This is a genomic window from Holdemania sp. Marseille-P2844, from assembly GCF_900120005.1.
Taxonomy (GTDB): domain Bacteria; phylum Bacillota_I; class Bacilli_A; order Erysipelotrichales; family Erysipelotrichaceae; genus Holdemania.
In genome coordinates this window covers 388,720-412,693 of record NZ_LT635449.1, presented here as the reverse complement: position 1 = coordinate 412,693, position 23,974 = coordinate 388,720, and the positions used below count along the sequence as shown (strand labels likewise).

The following is a 23,974-nucleotide window of genomic DNA, read 5'->3' as shown; positions in this document are numbered from 1 at the left end:
AAAGGAGAAAAGTATGCTTACATTCATGACCGTCAGAGAACTTTACGAGATGGCCTGTTCCGGCAGCACCATGGAAACCGATCAGATCGAGTATGCCCAGCTGCAGGGATGGGTCAGAACCAACCGCAACAACGGCTCCATCGGGTTTATCGAGCTGAACGACGGAACGTATTTCCGCAACGCCCAGCTGGTTTATTCTTCCGATCTGGCCAACTTTCAGGACGTGTCCAAATATCTGACCGGCACGGCGCTGACCGTCACGGGAAAAGTCGTGCTGACGCCGCAGGCAAAGCAGCCGTTTGAGCTGCAGGTCACAGAAGTGATTTTGGAAGGCGCCTGCGACAACACCTATCCGCTGCAGAAGAAACGGCATTCGTTTGAGTATCTGCGCGAGATCGGACATCTGCGTCCGCGCAGCAACACCTTTAACGCGGTTTTCCGCGTTCGCTCGGTCCTGGCGATGGCGATCCATGAATTTTTCCAGGATCAGGGTTTTGTTTATGTCAACGCCCCGATCATCACCGGCAACGACGCAGAAGGCGCCGGCGAGGTCTTTACCGTCACTACCCGTGATGATGGCAACTACGAAGAGGACTTCTTCGGCAAGAAAGCAAACCTTACAGTTTCCGGTCAGCTGCAGGCGGAAGCGTTTGCGATGGCTTTCCGTGATGTTTACACCTTTGGTCCGACCTTCCGTGCGGAAAACTCCAACACAACGACCCATGCTTCTGAATTCTGGATGGTCGAACCGGAAATTGCGTTTGCAGATCTTGAAGATGATATGGATCTGATTGAAGATATGATCAAATACTGCATTCAGTACGTCATGGACAACTGTCAGGAAGAAATGAAATTCTTCAACCAGTTTATTGACAACACGTTATTGGAAAGGCTGAATCATGTGCTGAACAGCGAATTCGTCCGGATGCCATACACCGAAGCGATCGATCATCTGTTGAAAGCCAGGAAAAAGTTTGAAAACCCGGTTTCCTGGGGAATGGATCTCAACACGGAGCATGAGCGCTATCTGTGCGAAGAAGTTGTAAAAGGTCCGGTCTTCCTGATCGATTATCCGAAGGATATCAAAGCGTTCTATATGCGGATGAACGATGACGGGAAAACTGTGGCAGCCTGCGATTTGCTGGTGCCGGCAGTCGGTGAACTGGTCGGCGGTTCTCAGCGTGAAGAACGGCTGGAAGTGCTGCAGAGCCGAATGAAGGAAATGGGTGTTCATGAAGACGGACTGCAGTGGTATCTGGATCTGCGCCGCTATGGCGGCTGCCAGCATGCGGGCTTTGGTCTGGGCTTTGAACGATTCATCATGTATGTTACCGGAATGCAGAATATCCGCGATGTGATCCCGTTTGCCCGTACCCCGAAGAACTTATTGTTCTGATTGAGTTTTCCTTCAATCAACTTTTCGGCAATTCAATTTAATCTTACTGAAGATGAACTGACAAATGAAAAAGAGTTAAACGTCGTTTGGATATTTAACTCTTTTTCATTTTAATATTTCCAAAGTTAACGATGAAGAACGGCTTGCTTCATTTGAACATTTTGATTCGCTTTTTCATGGATTTGCCTATGAAAATCTTCCGGTGTATGAATTGCATCTAAGCTTTGAATAAGGTCAAAAAGTGTTTCTCCGTCAAGTTCTTCGATTTGTTTTTCTTCCTGCTCGGTCAACTCTATCCGCTGTTTCAGCACAAGCTTAACCAACATTTTCTGACCTTCTATTTTTCCTTCCTCTTTGCCTATTGATTTCCCTTTAGCGATGCCTTTTTCATAAACCACCTGTTCATCCCGTTCGTCAAACCTGGCCCGCATCCGGGCCAGCGCCAAATTGGTGTCTCTTAAAAAATCCATTTTCTTCTCTTCCATCATTTGAATGATTTCCTCCTTTTCTGATAATTCCTGAATCCACTTCTGTTTTTCTGCAACGTGACTGAACCGAACCGTGTAGTGTATTTTCTCCGACAGCCTCCATTCTTCCACCGGCTTCTTTTCCAGCGCTTCCAGCTTGTCCATTTCCACCCAAAGAATCCGACATCGCCCGTCCGGTAAAGGAACTGCCTTTTCTTCTTTCGTATAACGATAATCATGCAGATAACCGTCATTCTTTTGGATTTGCGGGACATGGTTGGTAAGCATGACCTGAACGACCGGATTAAACTCATACAGATCACCAACACAGAGCTGATCGGCAACAATGCGGGACAGATATCCCTGCGAACGCATTGCCAATGAATCACTCATCTGATAGTTCTGCATCTCAAGATTGATTACCAGGAGGGTTCCTCGTTCATCTTCAGCTTTAATCAGTAAATCAAATCGAATCCCTTTCTCGCCGCGATGATTTTTTACAGGCTCGGTATTCATCATCGAAGTTCGGACTAACCGGCAGAGAAAGAGATCGGAGAAATAAGCGATCCGGATCTTTCTGGATATTTCATCCTCAGAGCCAAAGGTGTGGCGGAAGACGTCGTTTTCTCGGAAATCAATGGTGGCCAGAAGCTGACGGATTTGAGTGGAATCCAGACAGAGCGTCAGCGGTTGCAGGGGATCGTTGTTATGAAGTTTCTTCGTATTTTCCATCGCAATAAAAACCTCCTCTACTTTAATATTGCGGAAAATCAGAAAAAGCCTCATAAAAAACAGAACTTTGTAAAAATACTTTATTGAGTTTGTCTTTCAAATTAATGTTAACTCTTTTGAATTGCCATTTCAAGGGTAAACTGAAAGTTAAATGCCAAATTAGAAATAATTGGGGAAGGCATGACAAATATCCAAAAAAAGATGCATGGAGCCTGAATGGCTGTATATTTATGGCATAGCCTTTGAGAATCAGACCCTTTCGTTGCGTACAAACTAAAAAAACTTGAGGTTGATCTTCAATTCTCTTATAATAGAGCGTAGGATGTGATGACATGAAAAAATACGTATTAAAAACAGATGAAAACGGCAACGAGATCACCGTTGCCGATGTCCATAAGGTGCTTTTGGAAATGCTCAAAATGATTGACGGCATTTGCCAGAAATACAACATACCTTATTTCCTCAACGGCGGCAGCGCCTTAGGCGCGGTTCGCCATCAGGGCTTTATTCCATGGGATGACGATGCGGATATCGCCATGCTTTATGAAGACTACAAGCGCTTTATCGTCGCTTTGAAGCAGGATCTTCCGGAAGGCTATACCTTTCAATGCTTTGATACGGATAAACGCTATAATCCGTTAATTCCGGGGATGAAGATCCGGAAAAAAGGAACGTATCTGAAAGAAGTCAATACGTTGTTAGCCAACCGCTGTACTGAATGCGACGGAATTTTCATCGACGTTTTTGTTTATGATTACTGCGCCGCAAGCAAAACCATGGATTTGCCGCTTCGGATGTTGAATCAGCTGATTATGCCGTTTATCATTCTCTTTGACAACCTGGGCATGAATCCGTTGTTCCTCAAGCGCTGGTTCGTTTCCAACGCCCGGATGTATGGGAAACTTAATGAAGGAAGCAAGAAGATCGGCTTTGATCTGACATGGACGTTTAAGAGTCCATTGAAACCATTTATCTTTGATTATGACGATATCTATCCTGTTCAGTATGTTCCGTTCGAGGATACGCAGCTGCCGATTGCGCATCATCCGCACGAATACCTGTGCACAGCGATTGCACCAAGCTACATGACGCTGCCGCCGGAAGAAGAACAGAAACCGAAACATATCGTTGACATCCGGTTATAAGGAGTTTTGGAAACCATGACAGTGGAACCAAGCTATGTCCCGCGCGGCTCCAAACTGCGCTGGAAATCTTTCCTGTTCATCTTTATCGCCTGCTGCATACTCGCGTATGGAGGGCAATGGTTGTTGAATCAACGCCAGAAAAAACAAGTCGATACGTATGGCGTCTGCGGTTTGAGTAATCAGAAAACCCGGCAGCTGTTTGAAAATCAGATTGTTGATGAAGCGCAGCTGTTGTCGTTGGGCGATTATCTTTACTATGGAGAAACGCTCAATCTTTATCATGAGACCTATAACCGCAGCGGTCAGGATCTTTTTGCCGGCAAGACAGTCATTCTGCGCAATGTATGCAGCGGTTTGGATTTTGTTTATATGATGGAAAAAAACGCCGACGGTCAGATTCCTCTGGAAGATCTGGACGAAGGCTTTTATCAGGTTTTCATCATGCAGGATCTGAAAGAAAAACAGCTTGTCAGTGATAAAAAACTGCGCGATACCTTCTACACAGTGACGCGGGAGAACACGAATAAAAAGATCGAGCTGATTGCCGATCAGAATCTTTTCGACAACCCGGAAGAAGAACCGTTTTTACAAAAAAACTACGTGTTTATCCAGGTGAGCACCCAACCGCAGCCGGAAGACTGGATCGATGTGATGATCGATCCCGGCGCGATGCATCAGGATAATGGATATACCGACAAAGGCGTACACGGCAACGGTTTGTTAGCGTATGAAGAAAATTACAAAATTGCCGTCAAACTGAAGGATCAGCTTGAAAAACTGGGCTTGAAAGTCGAACTGACTCGGGATCTGGATGAAATCGTCAACAGCTACGGCGAGGATGGCCGGCTGGACCGCGCCTATTCCCAACATGCGCGGTATTACATCAATATCGAAATGAAAAGCGCGACAAACGTCAACTTGCGGGGAACAGATATCGTTTATTCTTCCTTTTCTTCTAACCGGATGGCTTCCACCGTGCTCAAATCTATCGTCGAAAATACATCCCTGACGTATGCCCGGGAAGCGACGGGTTCGGCCAGCGGGACGAGCATCGGCGAAGATGGAACCGCGTATGACGGTCAGAAAATCATCCGTGAATCGGGTGGACGAATCCTGGGCGCCGGGACCTTTTCTGAAGCTTCCCGTCAGAATCAGACGTTTGCGGCGGAGAATCGTTATGGCATGCAGGCATTAACGATTCAGTATTTGTTTTTAAGCAACAGTGAGGATGTTGCAGCGTGGCAAAATGAGCTTGACAGGATTGCAGAAGCAACGGCTGCCGGATTAGCGAAAGCGATGCGGATTCCCAGCGGCAGTTAAACCTTACGGGCGCAAAGTTTCAGTTAAAATCAAGAATGAAAAAATTCGGTAACCTGCCAGTTCAAACGGCAGGTTCCTGTTGTTAATCAAGGAAGGAGAGTGACATCCATGCTCTATCAAATCAGCCGCGGGAGTAAATCTTTCGGCACGGAAACCGTGTTTGAGGATATTCAGTTTGAGATCCGGGGCACTGAGAAAATTGCGGTCGTCGGCCGCAACGGATGTGGAAAATCGACGCTTTTAAAAATTATGACCGGCGAGCTGGAGCTGGACAAAGGTGAAATTCACAGTACCTCCGGCACGCGGATCGGTTATCTGGCCCAGACGACCTTTCCAGACGAAACCTTAACCGTCCGGGAAGACCTTGAAAAAGTCTTTGAACCCTTGCAGAAATTGAAAGCTCAGCTTGATAAGCTGACAGAACGCATGGCAACGGATTACAGTGAAGCGGTGCTGGATCGTTATGCTCAGCTGGAGACACAGTTTGAGATGGCAGGCGGTTATACGTGGCAGTCGGAGTTAATGACGGTGTTTACGAAGTTTGGCTTTCAGGAAGAAATGCTGGATAGAACGATCAATACCTTTTCCGGCGGTCAGAAAACACGTCTTGCATTTGTTAAATTACTTTTAAGCAAACCGGATATACTGCTTCTGGACGAACCGACCAACCATCTGGATTTGGAAACGATCGAATGGCTGGAAGGGTATCTGAAGCGATACAGCCGGGCTGTCGTGCTGGTTTCCCATGACCGGATGTTTCTCGATCACATTGCGGAAGAAGTTTATGAGCTGGAATATGGTTCGATGAAGCATTACACCGGCAACTACACGAGCTTTCAGAATCAGAAGCAGCAGGATTTAATCCGTCAGCAGCAGATGTATAATCGTCAGCAGAAGGAAATTGAGCGGTTGGAAGGCTTGATCGAGCGTTTCCGCTACAAGGCGACAAAAGCGGCGATGGCGCAATCGAAGATCAAGGCGCTGGAGCGGATGGAAAAGATCGACGCCCCTCAGAAAAGTGATACCCGGAGTTTCTCAGCGCATTTTGTTCCGCGGTTAAAAGGTGGAAAAACAGTGCTGGAGATCAAGGATCTCAAGGTCGGTTACGATCATCCGTTATGCGAGATTTCCCTGGAAATTTTATCAGGGCAGCGAATTGCGGTGCTGGGGCCTAACGGCTGCGGCAAGAGTACGTTGATGAAGACGCTGGTCGGTGATCTGCCGGCGTTGGGCGGGGATTATCTGTATGGTCATCAGATTGAAACCGGTTATTTTGATCAGCAGCTGGCGCAGTTTTCCTCCGGGAAGACAGTGCTGGAAGAATTGTGGGACGATTATCCGGAACTGGACCGGACTCAGATCCGGACGGTGTTGGGACGTTTCCTGTTTACCAGCGACGACGTGTTCAAAACGGTCGACGTGCTTTCCGGGGGCGAAAAGGTTCGGCTGTCTCTGGCGAAATTGATGCTGCGTCAGGCGAATTTCCTGCTTTTGGACGAACCGACCAACCATTTGGATATTGTAGGCAAGGAAGCACTGGAAGAAGCGCTGAACGGATATACCGGAACGATTCTGTTCGTTTCGCATGATCGTTATTTTATCAAGAAGATAGCTACGGCGATCCTGCATATCGACATGCAGGGGAATGCTGTCTATTATCCGTTTGGTTATGAACAATTCGATGACGATCAGCAGCAGAAGGAAAAGGAACAGGCGCCAAAGAAAGACGCTGAAGTTCAGCGTCAGACTCCGAAGCGCAATCCGAATGCCCGCGAAGCGGCCAAGCTGGAAAAGCAGATCGCGGAAAAGGAAGAACAGCTGGAAGCAATGCGTGAAAAGCGGTTTGATCCGGAATACTACCATGATTATCAGAAAATGAATGAACTGGATGAACAGATCGACGATCTGCACAATGAGATTGAGCATTTAATGCAGCGCTGGGAAGAATGTTTGGAGGGATAGAAATCCGGTCTTGTCCAAACCCTGTCAAAACGCTATAATAAACATGAGGAAAAAAAGGAGAACACAACATGTCTGAAGTAAAATTAAATCATTTAACAACAGAACGCCGTAACGAGAAAACGATGAACCTCGATACGCTTTCCACCCGCGAATTATTGGAAATCATGAACGAAGAGGACCACAAGGTTCCTGACGCGGTTCGTGAAGCAATCCCGGAAATTGAAAAAGCCGTCCAGGCGATTGTTAAAGCGCTGCGCAGCGGCGGCCGTCTGATTTATATGGGTGCTGGGACATCCGGACGGTTAGGCGTCATTGATTCCGCCGAATGCATGCCGACCTTTGGTACGACCTATGAAGTCGTCGGCTTACTGGCAGGCGGTCCAGGTGCATTCTTAACTGCGGTCGAAGGCGCTGAGGATGATGCAGAATTAGGCAAGCAGGATCTGGTCGATCAGAAGCTGACTGAAAAAGACGTTGTCTGCGGCATCGCGGCCAGCGGCAGAACTCCGTATGTTATCGGCGGTTTAGATTATGCGCGTTCCATTGGGGCGACAGCGGTTTCCGTCGCTTGCAACAAGAACAGTGAAGTTGGCAAGCATGCGGATGTTGCGATTGAAGTCGATGCCGGTCCGGAAGTTTTAACAGGTTCAACACGTCTGAAATCCGGCACTTGCCAGAAATTAATCCTGAATATGTTGTCAACAGCTTCCATGGTTGGCTATGGCAAGGTTTACGGTAACCTGATGGTTGACGTCAAAGCGACAAACTTGAAGTTGATCGAACGTTCCAAGCGCATCATCATGATGGCAACGGACTGCGATTATGAAACAGCGGCAAAGATGTATGAAGTATCCGGCAATTACCCGAAGGTAGCCATCGTCATGATTCTGACAGGCTGCACAAAGGAAGAAGCGGAAGAACGTCTGAATAAGAACGAAGGCTTTGTTCGTCAGGCAATTAAATAAGGTAAAAAAAACTGCAGCGCCTGGGATTTATTGACTATCCCTTAGCGCTGCAGTTTTTTTATTTTCGGTGCTTGTGGTTCCAAGAGTGATATTCTGCCAGCAGCAGCGCTGACAAGGTTTTCAGATCATAATCGTCGTTGATCAACAAAGATTTCAGAGAATCACTGCTGGAATTAAACGGATATTTCATGCGCAGAGCCATGAGCGGCAGCGGATCAGCAGGATCTTTTCTCAGCTTTTCCTTGAGCTTCCGTAAATCATTTTCCATTTGCACTCTTAATTCTTCATCGTTGATCATATTGCATACCTCTTTTATTTAACTCATTTAATTTCTTAAGATATTTAACTTGCTTGACGATGGAGCGGGTTTCGTAATACTGAATCAGTTGTTCGTAAATGAAGATCATGCCTTCTGAACTACCTTCACGGTTTAAATACTTCTCACAGGCTTTAAGTTTAATTTCTATTTCTTTTTCATGGTTTGATTTTCTTTGGAGGTTAATGATTTCCAGCATATCTTTTATAAACTTATTCTTAGGATATTGTTTACTATATTCTAAGAATTCATCTAGTTTATCATATTGATCAGTCTGCAATAATGTCCAAGCTATTCCATAAAAGATTTCAGGGATATTCTGCCATCCGGGTCTTAACTGTTTATAGATATTCTCAGCTTTATTATATTGTGTGGCATTTACATAATTATTCCCAGCATTACACAGAATCATATTTATAGTTTGATCAGATAATTGTTTAGAATAAGTTTTTAATAATTTGTCATAGATTTTTCCTGCTTCTTCAGGGTGATTTTCATGCGAATAAATAATAGCTTCATGCATCATTGTATAAGCTATCCTCTGAAAATTGCCTTCTTCTTTGAAGAGTGTGTCAGCCTTTTTATTGTAATTATGAGCGAGAGTTAGATGTCCTATTTGTATTAAACAAATAGCTGCATGATAGTATAACAGATCAGTATAATATTTGACGGTGTATGGTAAATTTAATAGAGTTTGAAAAAAATCCATTGCTTGATCTAATTTTAATTTGTTTTTTTCAGCTATGCCTTGATATAGGATAAATTGATAATTTTGTACAGAGTTTAAACAGTCTTGATATGTTTTTATAAATTTTATTCTTTTGAGTTCTTTACCATTGTTAAAAGTAATATTATATATAAATAAAGTAAGATTGTAATCTAAAAACAAAAGCGAGTTGTTTAATATATCATTTTGTTTTTCTAATTTTGTATATAATACTGAAGCTTCTTCGTATTGGAAAAAGTATAATTTTTCTTTAATCAGATTCATTAGCGTGCTTTGTTCTGCTAACCAATCCGTGGTTAAAGAAGGTAATTCCAATTTGTTTGAGATCGTTCTATATAATTCTTCTGTAATAGGACGGAGACCTCTTTCCATCTCGCTAAACGAAGAATTAGCCATGGGTAATGACTTTGCAAAGGCTTCTTGCTTCCAATTTAATTCAATTCGTCTTTTCCTAATTAAAGCTGCTTTTAGTTTACTTTCATCAGTATTCATTGTATCCATAGCCTTCTTTCGTAAAAAAGAGTCAAATCATCTGAATTTTTATAGTTATTTATATGTCATCTATGCCTTTTTTTCAAAAGGACTTTCGTTGTGGATTGGCTCTATGAATTTTATAATTATTACAGACAAACGTTTGTCCTGAAGAAAGGACAGAAAAGATGAAAAAGATTTTAGTTAGTCTGATGCTGATTCTGCCGTTAATGGCCGCTGTTCCAACAGCCTCGCCTGTTTTGGCAAATTATGGATTCAGCGTTTATGGTCCCAATTAAATAACTAAACTAAGGGCCCTTAGTTTTTAATTCATCTTAATCTGTTATTAGATCCTATCTATTCTGCATATTAGTTTTCATATTAATCTGTATATCGCTAAATATCACTTCCAATAACCCAATTTTCCATATTATACCAAAAATGTTCATTTTAATAAACGGTCAAAATAGTCGATTGCTAGTCTTATATGTTAAATTTTCGACCGCTATAATAAAATCAACGAAAGCGGGAGAGATCAGCTATGAGTGAAAATGAACAATTTTTTGATCTAAATTATGCTGTCTATCTGCGCATTCAGGAAATTATGGTAATCTTGGATATCAAGAGTATCAGTAAGCTGGCAGAAATGTCCGGTGTTAATAAATCAACGATCAGTACACTGAAAACAAAAAAGGATAAAACGGTGACCTTGCAGACAATTCGATTGATCTGCAAAGCCGTTGGGATGACACTTGCTGAATTTTTCGATTCACCGCTGTTTCCAAATGACAAAGAGAAACTCTTGATCGAGGGATAATTCCTTCGATTTTTTCATATATTGAAAGTGAAAGAGGGATGGAAAAATGGATGAAATGATGGAACTCATGCATCAATTACTGCTTGGCAATGGTATTTTAATCGCAGGCTGCGTTTATGTGTGCGCAGAATTGCTAAAATCATTTTTACCGCGGATGAACAGCACCTGGATTCCTTTGATCGGCGCGATCATGGGCGTGGTGCTGGGATTGGTAATCCCTGATTTTTCAGTAGGCCAGGGTATGCTGGTAAAAGCGATCAGCGGCCTGTGTCTGGGATGGGCGGCAACGGGCGCTTTCGAATCCATGAAATGTATTAAAAACCGTCAACATAGTTAAGCAGAATGAACATTCATCAGGCGGAGAACTGAAACGGTTCTCTTTTTTTGTTTGCCGGAACTTTCTTTGCTGGAATAAGACGCTTCGAAACTATAAAATTCATGAAAACACAGAGCAGTGAAATTGTTGAAATATCAGAGTGAGGTGGAGAAAAAGGAGTATAAATTTCACAATGAATGTGCGGAAGCCGGCGCAGACAGAGCTGGTAAACTATGGTACAATAATACGGAAGAAGCGTAGTTTGCGTTTTCGTATACGAATTGAAGGAGACTAGAACATGAGTGAAAACCAGCCGGAAAAGGCTTTATTTCAACTGATCGCCGAAGCATTGACGCCGGAGGGCACATTGCCGAAGGATTTCTCGCTGCCAAAGGAAAAAGTACAGAATAAGCTGATCTTCGCCGACGGAGCGATGGATGGCATTAAGTTATACCATACTCAACCCAAAGAGATAGATCTCGAACCGGTCTGCCAGGCGCTGCTGCTTATCAGCCAGGGGCAGGAAGAAGCCGGGAAAACACAGCTGACGGCCGCGTTGGCGCAGCACAGCGTGATTGAAGTGATCGACGCTCTGCACAAATGGATTTATGAACATCATCAGCAGCTGGATCCGGGGAAGCTCTCCGGTTTCGCGATCCGCTGCATCATGACGTCGGCGGATCCGGAGCTGATCAAGCTGGGGCTGGCAATCATGGAACTGTTGAATACCGATAAGCAGGAAGCGCTGAAAAAAGTGATCCGCGCATTGGCGCTGTGCAACGAATTTACGCTGTACTGTCTGTTTATCATGCGCAGCTGGACCGGCGGCAACGATGAAATTTTTGATCTGATGCAGAAGGTTCATGGCTGGGGCCGGATTCACTGTGTGAATCAGATCGATCCAGCAAACCGCCTGATCAAAAAATGGCTGCTGGATCATGGCTGCGAGAATAACGTGGCTCCGGCATATTCGGCCCTGACCGTAGCGAAGAAGTGCGATTTGATTGATCAGCTCCGCCGTGATGATTTATCACCGGAGGACTGGGCGGGAATCACGTTGATCATAGACGGTTTAATGGCGGAAGGCCCGGTTGCGGGGATCTCGGAAATCGAGGACCGCGAAGGGGTGTTCACCGCTTATCTGAAGCAGGCGGAACATTTCCCGATGACGTTAGCGACCGTTCAGAATCTGATCGCGATCGCTCAGTATATCGACGGCGAACAGGTCAAACTGCCGGAGGTCAAGAAGCAGTGTCTGGAACTGTTGAAATCATCGGAATGCTACGTCACCGTCAGTGCGGCGATGGAACAGGGCAAAGGATTTGAAGAAGCGTTGAAGCTGAGCATCCCGTATGAAGAAAAGGCGATGACCTGGCTGAAGCAGAATCCGGTGGAGCATTGCATGGCGGCGCGGTTATTAATGGCTTCGGAAAAGGACTGCGACGAGATTCTTGCGCTGTATGCCGACTGCCTGCCGTTAGAGACGATGGCCAGCGGTCCTGCGGATGTGCTGGGACTGGGGAAGGATTATCAGAATTTCCATGCGTTGGCGGCGATATTGCAGTCGCTGCGGCTATATCCGGGCAAAGGTGCGGAGTTTATCCGCTGCGCTCTGTTGTGTCCGGTCATCAGCTGCCGGACCTATGCGCTGGATACGCTGGAAAGCTGGGTAAAATTGGCGCAGACTTCGTTAAAGGGAATCGCGCCGCAGCTGCTTGTCGTACTTGATCAGGCTGAGGAACTGGAAGTGAAGGATGAGCTGAAATCCCGGATTCAGGCGTTGAAGCGTGCGGCTTAAGCAAGTTTTTCAAACGGGAAAACTCAACCAGAGAACAATAAAAGACAAAAGGGATTCCAAGCGCACAGACTGGATCCCTTTTTCATAAATGAAAAAATCCAGAGGGAGAAGCGTCGGGCGGCGTTTCTTTTCTGGATTTCATTGATTTTTGTGCTGATGGGGTTAAGATCGAAAGGCAGGGGCAGCTCCGTCAGTTCAGGGACAGCTGATTGCCGTGACGATTGAATTTAAGCCTTCTGATCTGCCAGATCGGCTTTGATCAGTTCGCGCAGCGCTTCAATCGCCGCGCGGATCGGGGCTTCGGTATCGTGATGCTGGATATTTTCCAGTCCTGCCTTTTCCCGCTGCTGATTGGCAACCGTCAGGAAGACCGAGCCGACGCGGCAGCGCAGATAGCCGCCGACGATAAACAGCGCTGCTGACTCCATTTCGCTGGCCAGACAACCCATTCTTAACCAGGCGTCCCATTTGCGCAGCAGTTCTTCATGATTTGGCAATTCTTCCGGTTTGTGCTGGCCATAGAAGGCGTCTTTGCACTGCACCACGCCGACATGATAGGGCATATTCAGTTTGGCAGCACTGTGCGCCAGCGCATTGACAACCTGAAAATCAGCGACTGCCGGATATTCAATCGGTGCGTATTCCTTGCTTGTACCTTCAAAGCGGATGGCCCCAGTGGCAATGACGAGATCGCCGCCTTTGACATCCAGATCCATCCCGCCGCAGGTGCCGACCCGGATGAACGTATCCGCGCCGCAGACATGCAGCTCCTCCATCGCAATCGAAGCCGAAGCGCCGCCGATTCCGGTTGAAGTCACGCTGACCTTCACGCCGTCCAGCTCGCCGGTATACGTGACAAATTCGCGGGAATCCGCGACCAGTACCGGATTGTCAAAGTGCGCCGCAATCTTGGCGCAGCGCTTCGGATCGCCCGGCAGTAAAACGTAGCGGCCGACCTCGCCTTTCCCAACGCCGATGTGATATTGTTTCCCTGAACCTTCTGTATAATCAATCATGCTTGTTCCTCCTTTGTTAAGGGCTTTCATTACTTATAATGTACCACAGCAGAGATATCAAAAAAAGCGACATTTGTCGCTTTTTGAGTGTTTTGTTGAATTAATTGTTGGCTGGATTGAGGTCGTTGTTGACGACCAGGTCGATCGCTTTCCAGCTGCCTGAACTGTGGGTCAGGACAATCTGGTAACCGCAGTGATAAGTCCGGTTGCCATACGTGTTGCTCAATACAGTGTAGTCAAAGATGACCTTGCCGACCAGATCATGCTCACCGATCTGAATCAGATCGAGAACCTCGGCATTTTCAAACTTGACGCCCGCATGTCCCGTATACCACTGGTTGTCCATCGTGCGGATCTTGGCCGCAAATTCGCTGCCGGACAGGAAGTAGCCGGTCAAGGTGCCCAGGCCGCCGTCGCCGGTGGCATAGCGCGCCGCCGCTTCGGCAATCGCCGTCATCGTTTTCTCGCCTGCGCTTTTGATCTCGCCGCTGGCAGCTTGGCCAACGTAGAAACGCTCTTCATAGGCATCTTTGACAACGACATAGCCCTCGGCGGTGATCTCCGGCTGGGACATCAGTTCGCTGATTTGATAACGGGTGACGGTCGGGGCGGCGGAACTGGTCTTGTAGCGGTCGAAGGTGCCGGCCGGAACCTTGGTCTCTTTAACGTAGTCGCTGCCTAAGAGAATGCCGTTGACCTTGACCTGCGCTTCTGCCGGGGCGTCGATCAGATAGCTCAGGTTGCCGGAACTTTGCATGACGGTTTCCACCAGCCAAGTCTCGTTCTCCTTGCGCAGATTCAGCGTTGAAACTTTTCTGCCCTTGGAATAGACGCCATAGGTGCCTTCATACCCTTCCGCGGATTTATCATCTTTAACATAGTTCAGATCTTTAAAGTCAACATCGCCGTAGATTGTATTCATCGCCGCAGTGAAATCAGCTTCGCTGCTCAGACTGCCGGTACGGGTCTGGAACTGTTGATATAGTTCAGTATAATCCTGCTTTTCAATCTGTTTCATGTACGCCTGCAGCGCGGCGTCGGGCGTTGTTTTTTCATACGCGCTCATCTTGCCGTTGACCAGAGCCAGCACGCCGGCGGAAGCGCCGATCACGATCGCGAGAATCAGTCCGATCATCGCCAGGGCAGTGCCTGTTGGAATTCCTTGTTTTTTACTCATTGCGGTTTCTCCTATTTCACGATAAAGGCGGTCGGCACGCGGCGGTCACCTTTGATCGATACAGTGGTGTTCAGGGTTTCTCCGTCGTAGACCATGACGGTGGAATTGCCGCCGTCCAGATTCGCGGCGTTGACGGCGTCATACTGCTGCATGATGTCGATGATGTCCTGATAGGTTGAGCCGAAGCTGCTCGGCTGCCGGCCGTCCAGCACCATCAACAGGAACGCGCCGTCGTAGCGTTGACCGATCACGGTACGCGGATTCAGGCCCGGATGCCGTCCGGTTTCGAAGACGACTTCCCAGTTTTTGATAAAGACCGGACCGAAGGTTACGGCGTCGCGGATATCATAATCCAGCGCCTGCTGAGCGGTCATATCGCCAACGACCAGCTGATTGGCGTTGTTGATGCCGATAACCGGCGTGAATTCGCCGGGGGTGCCGCTGATCAGCTTGCCGTCGTGAATGACGATGCCGTAAGCGGTGCCGCCATTGCCGTTGCCGCCGGCATCCTCAAAGCCGCCGGCGTTGATCCCGGCGATCGCGTTGTTGTCCTGAATGTATTTTTCGACGGAATAGCCCGGCGCTCCGGAATCCATATTTGGATTGCAGGCGACGAAGACGCGGGATGGATCGTGGACGATCATCAGCTTGCCTTCAAAGGTCGTGCCTTTCAGATCAATGATCTCGATCGCGTCCTGATCAGCGCTGGGAACCTCGGCAGACTGTTCGCTCTGGTCAGTGAGCTGCGGATTGCGGATCGCATCCAGTTCGGCTTGGGAATAGAACAACCCCGCGGCCTTGTACTGCAGGCTGCCTTCGTCCATCGTTTCCAACAGATGCCGGGTGTACGCTTTGTATGGCCCGCGGTAGATCGAATTGAGCGCCAGCGTCCCGGTAATCCCGGCACCCGCAAGCACCATCACCAGAATGATGCCGCTCAGCGCTCCGGCCGAAATCCCGGATTTTTTCGCTTTTCTTTTTTTACTCATTGAATTCCTGTATGAAGTTCACTCTTCATACGACTCCTTTCTTTTCTCAGTGTTGAACCACAGCCTAATTATATCGGCAATGGGGCGAGAAAACAATGCGCAAGCCGACGAAAACAATGAAGACTTCATGACGAAGCTTTGCAAATCAACGCCGAAGCGTCTGTTAAAACATAAAAAAAATTTAGGCTATAAGTGCGAAATCGCCTTCATTTTTCAACGGCTTTGGGGTTTGCCGCATCCAGAAAGAGAGCAGAGATTCGCATCGTTTCCTGTTTGAATCTAAAAATAAATTAGAATTTTTTTAGAGGTAGGGAATGAATCCGGTAAAAATTTCCTGAAAACAGGTAAAATCATCGAAAAATAGGAATAAAGCCTGAAATTTAGTAAGAACAATGTGGTAATTGTTTGCTTATTCCAAATAATTTCACAAATTGGTTTCAAATCGTTGAAAAATAAAAAAATTAGTTTTAAGATGGATTTAAGAAAGCGGTTACATAACCGTCGGAGGTAAGGAAACATGAGAAAAGTTTTAACTGTCCTGTGCTGTTTCTTTCTCTGTGCCGCAGCCTTGAGCGGATGCTCAGACAAAGGGACAAAGGAACCGGAGAAGCAGCCGGACAATGCCCAAACACCGGGCGAGTCCACGGAGGGAATCGATCAGTCGACCTTTGAGGAACTGCTGCAGAAGGGGATTGAGAACGGCAAGAAAGTAACGGTCTATTCCACTCATTCCGTCGTCGTCAGCGGCTGCGAAGCGTTTAAGAACAAATATAACTTAGACGTTGAATTTGAATGCACGCAGATCGGCGATACCAACCAGATCACTCAGGTTGCGGAGGAAGTTGCCTCCGGCGCTGAAGGCGCGGATCTCATCTTCATCCAGGACGGCGCGCGCGTCATGTCCGATCTGGTCGAGGAAGGCTACGTCTATAACTGGTACAATCAGGAAATTTATGATCTGGTCGGCGCGGATACAGAACCGCTGTTAGTCTACGATTACTGCAACAAGGTCTTCATTTTCAACAGCGATAACGTCAAGGAAGAAGACCTGAGCAATATCTGGTATGTCACCGACGAGCAATACAAAGGCACCGTTCAGATGAAGGATCCGTACAGCGAGGGCGTCAACATGGACTTCCTGACGCAGATCACTTCCGATGACTATGCGGCCAAGCTGGAAGCGGCGTACAAAGATTACTACGGAACCGATCTGGTGCTGGACAGCGATTGCCCGAACGCCGGTTACCAGTGGATCAAGATGCTTTACAACAACGGTCTGGTCGTCGGCTCCTCGGACGGCGATATCGCCCAGGCAATCGGCGCGGAAGGTCAGAGCGAGCAATGGTCGGCCTTAATCACGCTGAACAAATATAAGAAGAATCTGGATAAGGGCTACAAGCTGGGCTTTGCCTCCAGCGTCACGCCGTTTGCGGGCTTCATTTATCCGATCTACGGCCTGTTGACAAGCAATGCCGACAACCCGGATATGGCGAAGGCGTTCCTGTGCTGGCTGTTCACGGAAGAAGGCTGGTTCGGCAACGGGGAGCTGAAGATCAACGACGGCTCCCTCTACAACGGCATGACCGGCCGCTTCGGCGATTACTCCGGCAATACCAATCTGAAAGTTACCGACGGTGACAAGACGGTCAAGGAATGGAAATCGATCTTGGTCGAAGAAGATCCGATCTACTGCTCCGAGCACCGCGCGGATGTTGAAGACTTCATCAATCTGATCAAATAAGAAAGCTCTCGGAAGGTTGTGGTGTTCGCCATCACAGCCTTTCTCACTCTTAGGGAGGGGAATATGAAAAGAAAGCTCAATCAAGTCAAGACATTCTTCAGCAAACCCTATAACATCCTGTTGGTGCTCTTTTTGATCGTTCTGACCTATCTGGTCGTCTTTCCGCTGTTTTCGATCGTGAAGGATACCTTCCTGGTCCATTCCGCTGAGAAATCCCGCGTCCATCAGGCGGTTGGTAGCTTGACAGCGTATCATTGGAACCGCACGTTCGCCAGCGTTTACAGTAAATCCTTATTGTATGAACCGCTGGCCCACAGTCTGATCTGTTCGATCAGCGCCTGCATCGTCGCGATTTTAATCGGCGGAGGCTTTGCCTGGCTGGTCACCCGCAGCGATCTGCGCTGGAAAAAAGTGCTGACCAAGCTGTTTATCTTCCCATACATCATGCCAAGCTGGACGCTGGCGTTAGCCTGGAAGAATTTCTTTAAAAACGCCGCGGTCGGCGGGGCGACCGGCATCTTCACGGCACTGACGGGGATCGCGACGCCGAATTGGTTCGCTTACGGACCTTTTCCGATCATTCTGGTCACCGGGCTGCATTATGCGCCGTTCGCCTATATCCTGATCGGCGGCATCCTGCGCAACATGGATGCGAATCTGGAGGAAGCGGCGGTTATTCTGAAAACCAAACGCTTGCGGATGTTTACGCGGATTACAATTCCGATGGTCATGCCGGCCGTGCTGAGCACGGTTATTCTGGTCTTCTCCAGCGCGATGAGTTCATTCGCCGTACCGCAGTTCCTTGGTCTGCCGGTGCGTTATTACGTACTGACCACCGAGCTGTACGCCGCGCTGCAGGGAACCAACCCGGGCGTCGGCTACATTCTGGCGATCGTCATGATCATCATCAGCGTGCTGATCATGCTGGCAAACCAGAAGCTGATCGGCAAGCGCAAATCCTATGCGACGGTGACGGGCAAAAGCGCCAACGTGTCGCTGTTCCATTTAAAGAAAGCCCGCAGTCTATTGTCAGTGCTGGTGCTGTGTCTGGTGCTGTGCATGTCGGTCGTCCCGCTGATCTCGTTCTTACTGCAGTCGCTGATCATTATTAAAGGCAATTACAGTCTGTCCAACATGACGCTGGATTTCTGGATCGGCAGCTCCAAGGGCGGCAACGATGTCATGGACAAGGCCGGAATCCTGATCAACGCGGATGTCTGGAAGACGTTGTTCAACAGTCTGAAGCTTTCGGCGATCGTCGCGGTGGGCGCGGGTACGCTGGGCTTTCTGGCCGGCTATGCGATCGTGCGCCGGCGGGGAAGCAAGCTGAGTCAGATCGTAGAAAACCTGACGTTTATCCCATATCTGATTCCGTCAATGGCTTTCGCGGCGATTTATCTGTCGATGTTCTCACGGCCGCACGGGATCATTCCGTCGCTCTACGGCACCTTTGCGATTCTGGCGCTGATCGGGACGGTCAAATATTTGCCGATGGCCTCTCGTTCCGGTGTGAATTCGATGCTGCAGCTGTCGCCGGAAATTGAGGAGGCCGGCATCATTCAGGGCATTCCCTGGGTCAAACGGATGGCGAAGATCATCGTGCCGATCGAGAAGTCGACGATCGTCTCCGGCTATCTGCTGCCGTTTGTTTCCAGCATGCGTGAGCTGAGCTTATACGTGATTCTGGTCACCGCAAATAACCGCGTGCTGACAACGTTGTTATTCATGTATGATGAAAAGGGCTGGGAGCAGTATTCCAACGCGATCAACCTGTTGATCATCTTCGTCGTACTCGTCGTCAACTTCGCTGTGGAAAAGCTGACCGGAGCTTCGATTGAAAAGGGTGTAGGAGGAGGAAATTAACATGCCGACGATACGGTTAGTCGATATTACAAAGCGGTTTGGCAAGGATTCTGTTGCCGTAAATCATTTGAATCTGGAAATTAAGGACGGGGATTTCGTTTCCCTTTTAGGACCTTCCGGCTGCGGCAAAACGACGACGCTGCGGATGATCGCCGGGCTGGAAACGCCGAGCGAAGGCGAGATCTACATCGACGATCAGCTGGTGTTCTCCGATGCCAGGGGCGTCAATGTTTCACCGGATAAGCGCAACGTCGGTTTCCTGTTTCAGAACTATGCCCTGTGGCCGCACATGACGGTGTATAAAAATATTTCATTTGGTTTGGAAAACATGAAATGGCCGAAGGAAAAGATCGACTCCCGGGTGAAGGAAATCTGCCAGACGATGCGGATTGAAGAATACATTCAGCGCTATCCGTCTGAATTGTCGGGTGGTCAGCAGCAGCGCGTTGCGATCGCCCGGACCTTAGCCCCGAACCCGCGGGTGTTGTTGATGGACGAACCGCTGTCCAACCTGGACGCCAAGCTGCGCAACGACATGCGCGCTGAACTGAAGCGGCTGCACATGGCGACCGGAGCGACGTTTGTCTATGTAACCCACGATCAGTCGGAGGCGATGACGCTGAGCTCGAAGGTATGTCTGATCAAGGAAGGCGTCTTGCAGCAGTATTGTCCGCCATTGACGTTGTATGGTGAACCGGCGAATTTATTCTGCGCTGATTTCATGGGCAATCCGGCGATGAATTTCATTTCCTGCCACGGGATCAAAAAGGATCAGGCAGTCGAATTGACCTGCCGGCATTTCTCGGTTCGTTTCACGCCGAACCAACCGCTGGCGCTGCCGGCGGAAGGGGATTATGTTTTAGGCGTAAGACCGGAATTTGTTAAAGTCAGCGCGGACGAGGGCATCGAAGGCACGGTTGTTTCCTCATTGCCAAGCGGGATGGAAACAACGTTGTCGCTGGCGGTCAAGGACATCACGTTGTCGGCGGTGGCCTTCGGCAGCATCGACTTCGCGATGGATTCCGTCATTCACTTCGGTTTTGAAGGGGATCGGTATATCCTGTTTGACGCGCAGTCGACAGAAAATCTGGGACTGGGTTCCTTACAGATTTTAAACTGATTTAAATAGGGTAATCCTGAAAGAGGAGTGGAACATGGGCGAAAAAGGAGAAAAATTATTTTGGACCGGCGTCGACCGGGTAATGAACATCGTGCTGCTGGGCTTTCTGTGGCTGATCTGCAGTCTGCCTGTCGTCACGATCGGCGCCTCCAGTACGGCGCTCAACGCCTCGATGAGCGGTTATGTGCGGGGAGATCGCCGCTCGGTGATAAAATCCTTTTTCGCCGCGTTTCGTCAGCATTGGCCGCTAGCCACGAAGATCTGGCTGATCCATCTGGTTGTCATCGCGGTGCTGCTGTGGGATTTGATTTATTATCGGATCGGCGAATCGTCGCAGGATGTGCTGGGGGCCACGGTGGCTGCGGTTGGGCTTGGGCTTGTCTTTTTTGAATTGTTGATGGTCTTTGCACTGCTGGCGGAAGTTCCCGGGCTGACAGTAAAAACAGCGCTGGCGAAGGCGCTGGACCTGGCGTTTACTTGTTTCTTGGAGTCGTTGTCTATCGCGGTGCTGACGCTGGCGGTGCCGGTGGCAGTCTTCTTTCTGCTGCCGGGATTCCTGCCGGCATTGCCGGGCTTGATTGTGTATCTGGACTGGCAGATCCTGCCGAAGATGTTCCAGAAAGCCAAGTTTAAAAAGGGCAGCCGGGAACAGAATCGGATGTTACGGAAACAAAATCACTGAAGGCGGAAGGCGGAGCGAAGTTTCTGCCTTCGTTTTTTTATTTTTTTGTTGAAATCATAAAAAGTTTATGCTATTATTACAAAGCAATCGGAAAAAATGGCTCGTTGGTGAAGTGGCTTAACACAGCGCCCTTTCACGGCGTCATTCACGAGTTCGAATCTCGTACGAGTCACCATTTTTTTAGGGGTGTGGTTCAATGGTAGAACAGAGGTCTCCAAAACCTTTGATGGGAGTTCGATTCTCTCCACCCCTGCCACTTATTCGCAAAGCCTTTCTGAAAGGCTTTTTTTATTGCATAATAATCCCCAGTTTAGTCTAAAAATAAAAGTACCAGATTGAGAAATATCGCCGGGAAATTGGACCCCGGCGATCAAATCTTCCGGATGTTCCTTTTTTGTGTCTTTTGTCACGCTGAACACGCGAATACCGGTTTACTTTTCAGGTTAAATATCTTAAAATTACGATGTATCTAAGATGAGAAGGAGATTAACTATGAAAATTTCATCACTACAATCTGCTAGATATGAGTATTCACCGAAACTTCCAGGTATGCTGAGACATGGCATTGCCAATATCGGGGTTCAGGAAGGCGAAGAAACTCAAAGCGCAGCCGATCAGGAAGTAATCAAACGCTTATTTCCAAACACATACGGCAAAAAAGAAATTACATTTGTTCAGGGTGAGAACACGGCGGAAACGAAGAAACAGGTCGTCGGCGTGATTCTTTCCGGCGGTCAGGCTCCGGGCGGACACAATGTCATCTGCGGCTTATATGATGCTTTAAAAGCTGCGAATAAAGAAAATGTTCTCTATGGTTTCAAGAATGGTCCGATCGGTTTGATTGAAGACGATTATTTGATTTTTGACGATGCCTACATCAACCAGTACCGCAACACGGGCGGATTCGATATCATCGGTTCCGGCAGAACGAAGCTGGAAACTAGCGAACAATTCGCGATCGTTGCGGATGTCTGCAAGAAGCATGGAATTACGGCGATTGTCATCATCGGCGGCGATGACTCCAATACCAATGCGGCGGTTTTGGCTGAATACTTTGCGGCGCATGACACCGGCGTTCAGGTCATCGGCTGCCCGAAGACGATCGACGGCGACCTGAAGAACGAAGACATCGAATGCTCGTTCGGGTTTGATACGGCGACCAAGACTTACAGCGAAATCATTGGCAACATCGAAAGAGACGCGAATTCCGCGAAGAAATACTGGCATTTCATCAAAGTCATGGGCCGTTCCGCTTCCCATGTCGCTCTGGAATGCGCGCTGGAAACGCAGCCGAATATCTGTCTGATCTCCGAAGAAGTATCGGAAAAGAAAATGTCGCTGTCGCAGATTGCGGATTACATTGCGGATTCCGTTGAAAAGCGTGCGGCAAAGGGCATGAACTTCGGCGTTGCGATCATTCCGGAAGGCGTCGTTGAATTCGTACCGGAATTCTCTGCGTTAATTCAGGAAATCAACGAACTTCTCGCCGGAAGCAAGGCTGACGCGTTCAACGCGCTGGCGACGTGGAGCGAAAAGTATGCGTTCATTGAACAAGGACTGACGAAAGAATCCATGGGCGTCTTTGCGATCCTGCCGGAAAACATCCAGCAGCAGCTGTTCCTGGAACGCGATCCGCACGGCAACGTCCAGGTTTCTCTGATCGAATCGGAAAAATTATTCTCGGCGTTAGTCAAGGATAAACTGGATGAAAGAAAGAAAGCCGGAACGTATAAGGGAAAATTCAGCCCGCTGCATCATTTCTTAGGCTATGAAGGACGATGCGCGTTCCCGTCTAACTTTGATTCCGACTACTGCTACTCGCTGGGATATAATGCGTTCATGCTGATCCAGTATGGCTATAACGGGTATCTGTCAAAGATCTCCAACCTGTCCAAGCCGGCCAGCGAATGGACAGCGGGCGGTATGCCGATCACGAAGATGATGAACATCGAAAGAAGACATGGCGAAGACAAGCCGGTCATCAAGAAAGCACTTGTCGAGCTGGATGGCAAGCCGTTTAAATTCTTTGAGGCTCATCGTGAGGAATGGGCTGTGGAAACCAGCTTCGTTTATCCGGGCGCGATCCAGTATTACGGACCAGCTGAAGTCTGCGATATCACGACGAAGACGCTGGCGCTGGAACACGCTGAGTAAAACAAAAACATTCTGTTTCCTTCCGAATCTGTTTTAAAGTAACAAAAAAAGAAATTGCCGAATGGATTGAATTTTCCAAGGGGCAATTTCTTTTTTTCATTTTATCGAATGTGTTCAACTGGAATCTCTGCGATATCAGAAGCGTGAATCAGCTCGTTGTACGTGCTCAGGACCAGCTTCAGATTTTCTGACAAAGGATTGGCGCCGTTTAAATAAAGCACGCGGCAGGGCAGACTGGCCGCCCATTCCAGATGCCGTTTGCGGCAGGGAGAACCGTCGGTTTCGTAGCGGTCAGAATCCGCCAGGAAACGCTGGTGCGCTTCAAACATATCCCCGCCCGGCAGAATCCGCGCGCCGAAGGCTTCCAGTTCCCTCTGGTGCAGACGCTGCCGGCGAAGCTCGGCCGGAGCGTCGACATGCACGGCCAGATCAAACAACGGTACAAACGGCGCATTGAAGCTGTCCATTGATCCAGCCATGACGAAATGATCGAATGGAGTAATGTCATGCATCAGCCGTTCGGCTTTTTCTGTTCGCGAAAACATGAGCGTGAACGGAACTGGCGTGTCTTTGCGCCATAGATAATCGTCGATGTCAAAATAGGGATAACCCAGTTCACTGGCCGTCATCCTGCCCAGCGTGGTTTTTCCTGAACCGGAAGAACCAAATAAAAGAATACCTCGCGTCATCGCTTACCCTCCCCTGATATACTGTCCGGACTTTTATTCTATCCCGGAAATGCAGGTTCCGCAATCGGAAGCTTCCAGAATCAAGGATAATCAACATGTTTCGCTCTGGCG

22 protein-coding genes and 2 tRNA genes are annotated in these 23,974 nt (G+C 48.2%); 17 read left to right on the top strand and 7 right to left on the bottom strand.

Translation table 11 applies throughout. The annotated features are described in order from the left end of the window. Positions 1–13: 13 nt before the first annotated feature. The gene (gene asnS, locus BQ7364_RS04660) at positions 14–1,396 is read left to right on the top strand and encodes an asparagine--tRNA ligase (protein WP_072683630.1); all 1,383 of its coding nucleotides are present in this window, start codon (positions 14–16) and stop codon (positions 1,394–1,396) included. Positions 1,397–1,521: 125 nt separating this feature from the next. Here the strand turns inward: asnS and BQ7364_RS04655 are convergent, their stop codons facing one another. Then, entirely contained in the window at positions 1,522–2,382 is an 861-nt protein-coding gene (locus BQ7364_RS04655; protein WP_139248560.1) for a hypothetical protein, read from the bottom strand. An 87-nt stretch (positions 2,383–2,469) separates the two neighbouring features. Between BQ7364_RS04655 and BQ7364_RS17690 the strand changes: the two genes are divergently transcribed. The 5 genes from BQ7364_RS17690 to murQ all read left to right on the top strand — a co-directional run bounded on the left by BQ7364_RS17690 (position 2,470) and on the right by murQ (position 7,987). Further along, entirely contained in the window at positions 2,470–2,682 is a 213-nt protein-coding gene (locus BQ7364_RS17690) for a hypothetical protein (protein WP_139248559.1), read from the top strand. Positions 2,683–2,927: 245 nt separating this feature from the next. Further along, positions 2,928–3,740, top strand: a complete 813-nt coding sequence (locus BQ7364_RS04650) for a LicD family protein (RefSeq protein ID WP_072683628.1) — start codon at positions 2,928–2,930, stop codon at positions 3,738–3,740. A 15-nt stretch (positions 3,741–3,755) separates the two neighbouring features. Continuing rightward, entirely contained in the window at positions 3,756–5,060 is a 1,305-nt protein-coding gene (locus BQ7364_RS04645; protein ID WP_072683627.1) for an N-acetylmuramoyl-L-alanine amidase, read from the top strand. A 108-nt stretch (positions 5,061–5,168) separates the two neighbouring features. After that, positions 5,169–7,022: a ribosomal protection-like ABC-F family protein gene (gene abc-f / locus BQ7364_RS04640; protein ID WP_072683626.1), complete on the top strand. Its 1,854-nt coding sequence runs from the start codon at positions 5,169–5,171 to the stop codon at positions 7,020–7,022. Between the two features lie 68 nt (positions 7,023–7,090). Next, positions 7,091–7,987, top strand: a complete 897-nt coding sequence (gene murQ / locus BQ7364_RS04635) for an N-acetylmuramic acid 6-phosphate etherase (RefSeq protein WP_072683625.1) — start codon at positions 7,091–7,093, stop codon at positions 7,985–7,987. A 58-nt stretch (positions 7,988–8,045) separates the two neighbouring features. On the opposite strand, the gene BQ7364_RS04630 is transcribed toward murQ, so the two are convergent. Both BQ7364_RS04630 and BQ7364_RS04625 read right to left on the bottom strand, forming a co-directional pair. Next, positions 8,046–8,285: a hypothetical protein gene (locus tag BQ7364_RS04630; RefSeq protein ID WP_072683624.1), complete on the bottom strand. Its 240-nt coding sequence runs from the start codon at positions 8,283–8,285 to the stop codon at positions 8,046–8,048. Beyond that, on the bottom strand, positions 8,272–9,531 hold the full coding sequence (locus BQ7364_RS04625; RefSeq protein ID WP_139248558.1) for a helix-turn-helix domain-containing protein: 1,260 nt from the start codon (positions 9,529–9,531) through the stop codon (positions 8,272–8,274). The genes BQ7364_RS04630 and BQ7364_RS04625 overlap by 14 nt, the downstream gene beginning before the upstream one ends. Before the next feature lie 511 nt (positions 9,532–10,042). Here BQ7364_RS04625 and BQ7364_RS04620 point away from each other — a divergent pair. The 3 genes from BQ7364_RS04620 to BQ7364_RS04610 all read left to right on the top strand — a co-directional run bounded on the left by BQ7364_RS04620 (position 10,043) and on the right by BQ7364_RS04610 (position 12,432). Continuing rightward, a complete protein-coding gene (locus tag BQ7364_RS04620; RefSeq protein WP_072683622.1) occupies positions 10,043–10,318 on the top strand; it encodes a helix-turn-helix domain-containing protein in 276 nt (91 codons plus the stop codon). Between the two features lie 46 nt (positions 10,319–10,364). Continuing rightward, positions 10,365–10,655: a hypothetical protein gene (locus BQ7364_RS04615; protein WP_072683621.1), complete on the top strand. Its 291-nt coding sequence runs from the start codon at positions 10,365–10,367 to the stop codon at positions 10,653–10,655. A 277-nt stretch (positions 10,656–10,932) separates the two neighbouring features. Further along, the gene (locus BQ7364_RS04610; RefSeq protein ID WP_072683620.1) at positions 10,933–12,432 is read left to right on the top strand and encodes a hypothetical protein; all 1,500 of its coding nucleotides are present in this window, start codon (positions 10,933–10,935) and stop codon (positions 12,430–12,432) included. 227 nt (positions 12,433–12,659) lie between these two features. Here the strand turns inward: BQ7364_RS04610 and udp are convergent, their stop codons facing one another. From udp to BQ7364_RS04595, 3 genes are all read right to left on the bottom strand, one after another. Beyond that, positions 12,660–13,448, bottom strand: a complete 789-nt coding sequence (gene udp / locus BQ7364_RS04605; protein ID WP_200798759.1) for a uridine phosphorylase — start codon at positions 13,446–13,448, stop codon at positions 12,660–12,662. Between the two features lie 100 nt (positions 13,449–13,548). After that, a complete protein-coding gene (locus BQ7364_RS04600) occupies positions 13,549–14,625 on the bottom strand; it encodes an NTF2-like N-terminal transpeptidase domain-containing protein (protein ID WP_072683619.1) in 1,077 nt (358 codons plus the stop codon). Positions 14,626–14,636: 11 nt separating this feature from the next. Then, a complete protein-coding gene (locus tag BQ7364_RS04595) occupies positions 14,637–15,614 on the bottom strand; it encodes a phosphodiester glycosidase family protein (RefSeq protein WP_083538428.1) in 978 nt (325 codons plus the stop codon). Positions 15,615–15,693: 79 nt separating this feature from the next. Here BQ7364_RS04595 and BQ7364_RS17925 point away from each other — a divergent pair, with 79 nt between their 5' ends. The 8 genes from BQ7364_RS17925 to BQ7364_RS04560 all read left to right on the top strand — a co-directional run bounded on the left by BQ7364_RS17925 (position 15,694) and on the right by BQ7364_RS04560 (position 23,174). Next, positions 15,694–15,891, top strand: coding sequence for a hypothetical protein (locus BQ7364_RS17925; RefSeq protein ID WP_159432752.1), 198 nt, complete (start codon positions 15,694–15,696; stop codon positions 15,889–15,891). A gap of 240 nt (positions 15,892–16,131) precedes the next feature. Continuing rightward, positions 16,132–17,355 carry an ABC transporter substrate-binding protein gene (locus BQ7364_RS04590; protein WP_072683618.1) on the top strand — a complete coding sequence of 408 codons (1,224 nt, stop codon included), beginning with the start codon at positions 16,132–16,134 and terminating at the stop codon, positions 17,353–17,355. 63 nt (positions 17,356–17,418) lie between these two features. Next, positions 17,419–19,218 carry an ABC transporter permease gene (locus tag BQ7364_RS04585; protein WP_072683617.1) on the top strand — a complete coding sequence of 600 codons (1,800 nt, stop codon included), beginning with the start codon at positions 17,419–17,421 and terminating at the stop codon, positions 19,216–19,218. Position 19,219: 1 nt separating this feature from the next. Next, positions 19,220–20,338: an ABC transporter ATP-binding protein gene (locus BQ7364_RS04580; RefSeq protein ID WP_072683616.1), complete on the top strand. Its 1,119-nt coding sequence runs from the start codon at positions 19,220–19,222 to the stop codon at positions 20,336–20,338. Positions 20,339–20,372: 34 nt separating this feature from the next. Further along, positions 20,373–21,020 carry a DUF624 domain-containing protein gene (locus tag BQ7364_RS04575; RefSeq protein WP_072683615.1) on the top strand — a complete coding sequence of 216 codons (648 nt, stop codon included), beginning with the start codon at positions 20,373–20,375 and terminating at the stop codon, positions 21,018–21,020. 98 nt (positions 21,021–21,118) lie between these two features. Next, positions 21,119–21,195 (top strand) — tRNA-Glu (locus BQ7364_RS04570). A 7-nt stretch (positions 21,196–21,202) separates the two neighbouring features. Then, positions 21,203–21,276 (top strand) — tRNA-Trp (locus BQ7364_RS04565). 236 nt (positions 21,277–21,512) lie between these two features. Continuing rightward, positions 21,513–23,174 (top strand): diphosphate--fructose-6-phosphate 1-phosphotransferase, encoded by a 1,662-nt coding sequence (locus BQ7364_RS04560; protein ID WP_072683614.1) that lies wholly within the window; start codon positions 21,513–21,515, stop codon positions 23,172–23,174. Positions 23,175–23,275: 101 nt separating this feature from the next. On the opposite strand, the gene BQ7364_RS04555 is transcribed toward BQ7364_RS04560, so the two are convergent. Next, positions 23,276–23,863: a shikimate kinase gene (locus BQ7364_RS04555; protein ID WP_072683613.1), complete on the bottom strand. Its 588-nt coding sequence runs from the start codon at positions 23,861–23,863 to the stop codon at positions 23,276–23,278. Between the last annotated feature and the right edge of the window lie 111 nt (positions 23,864–23,974).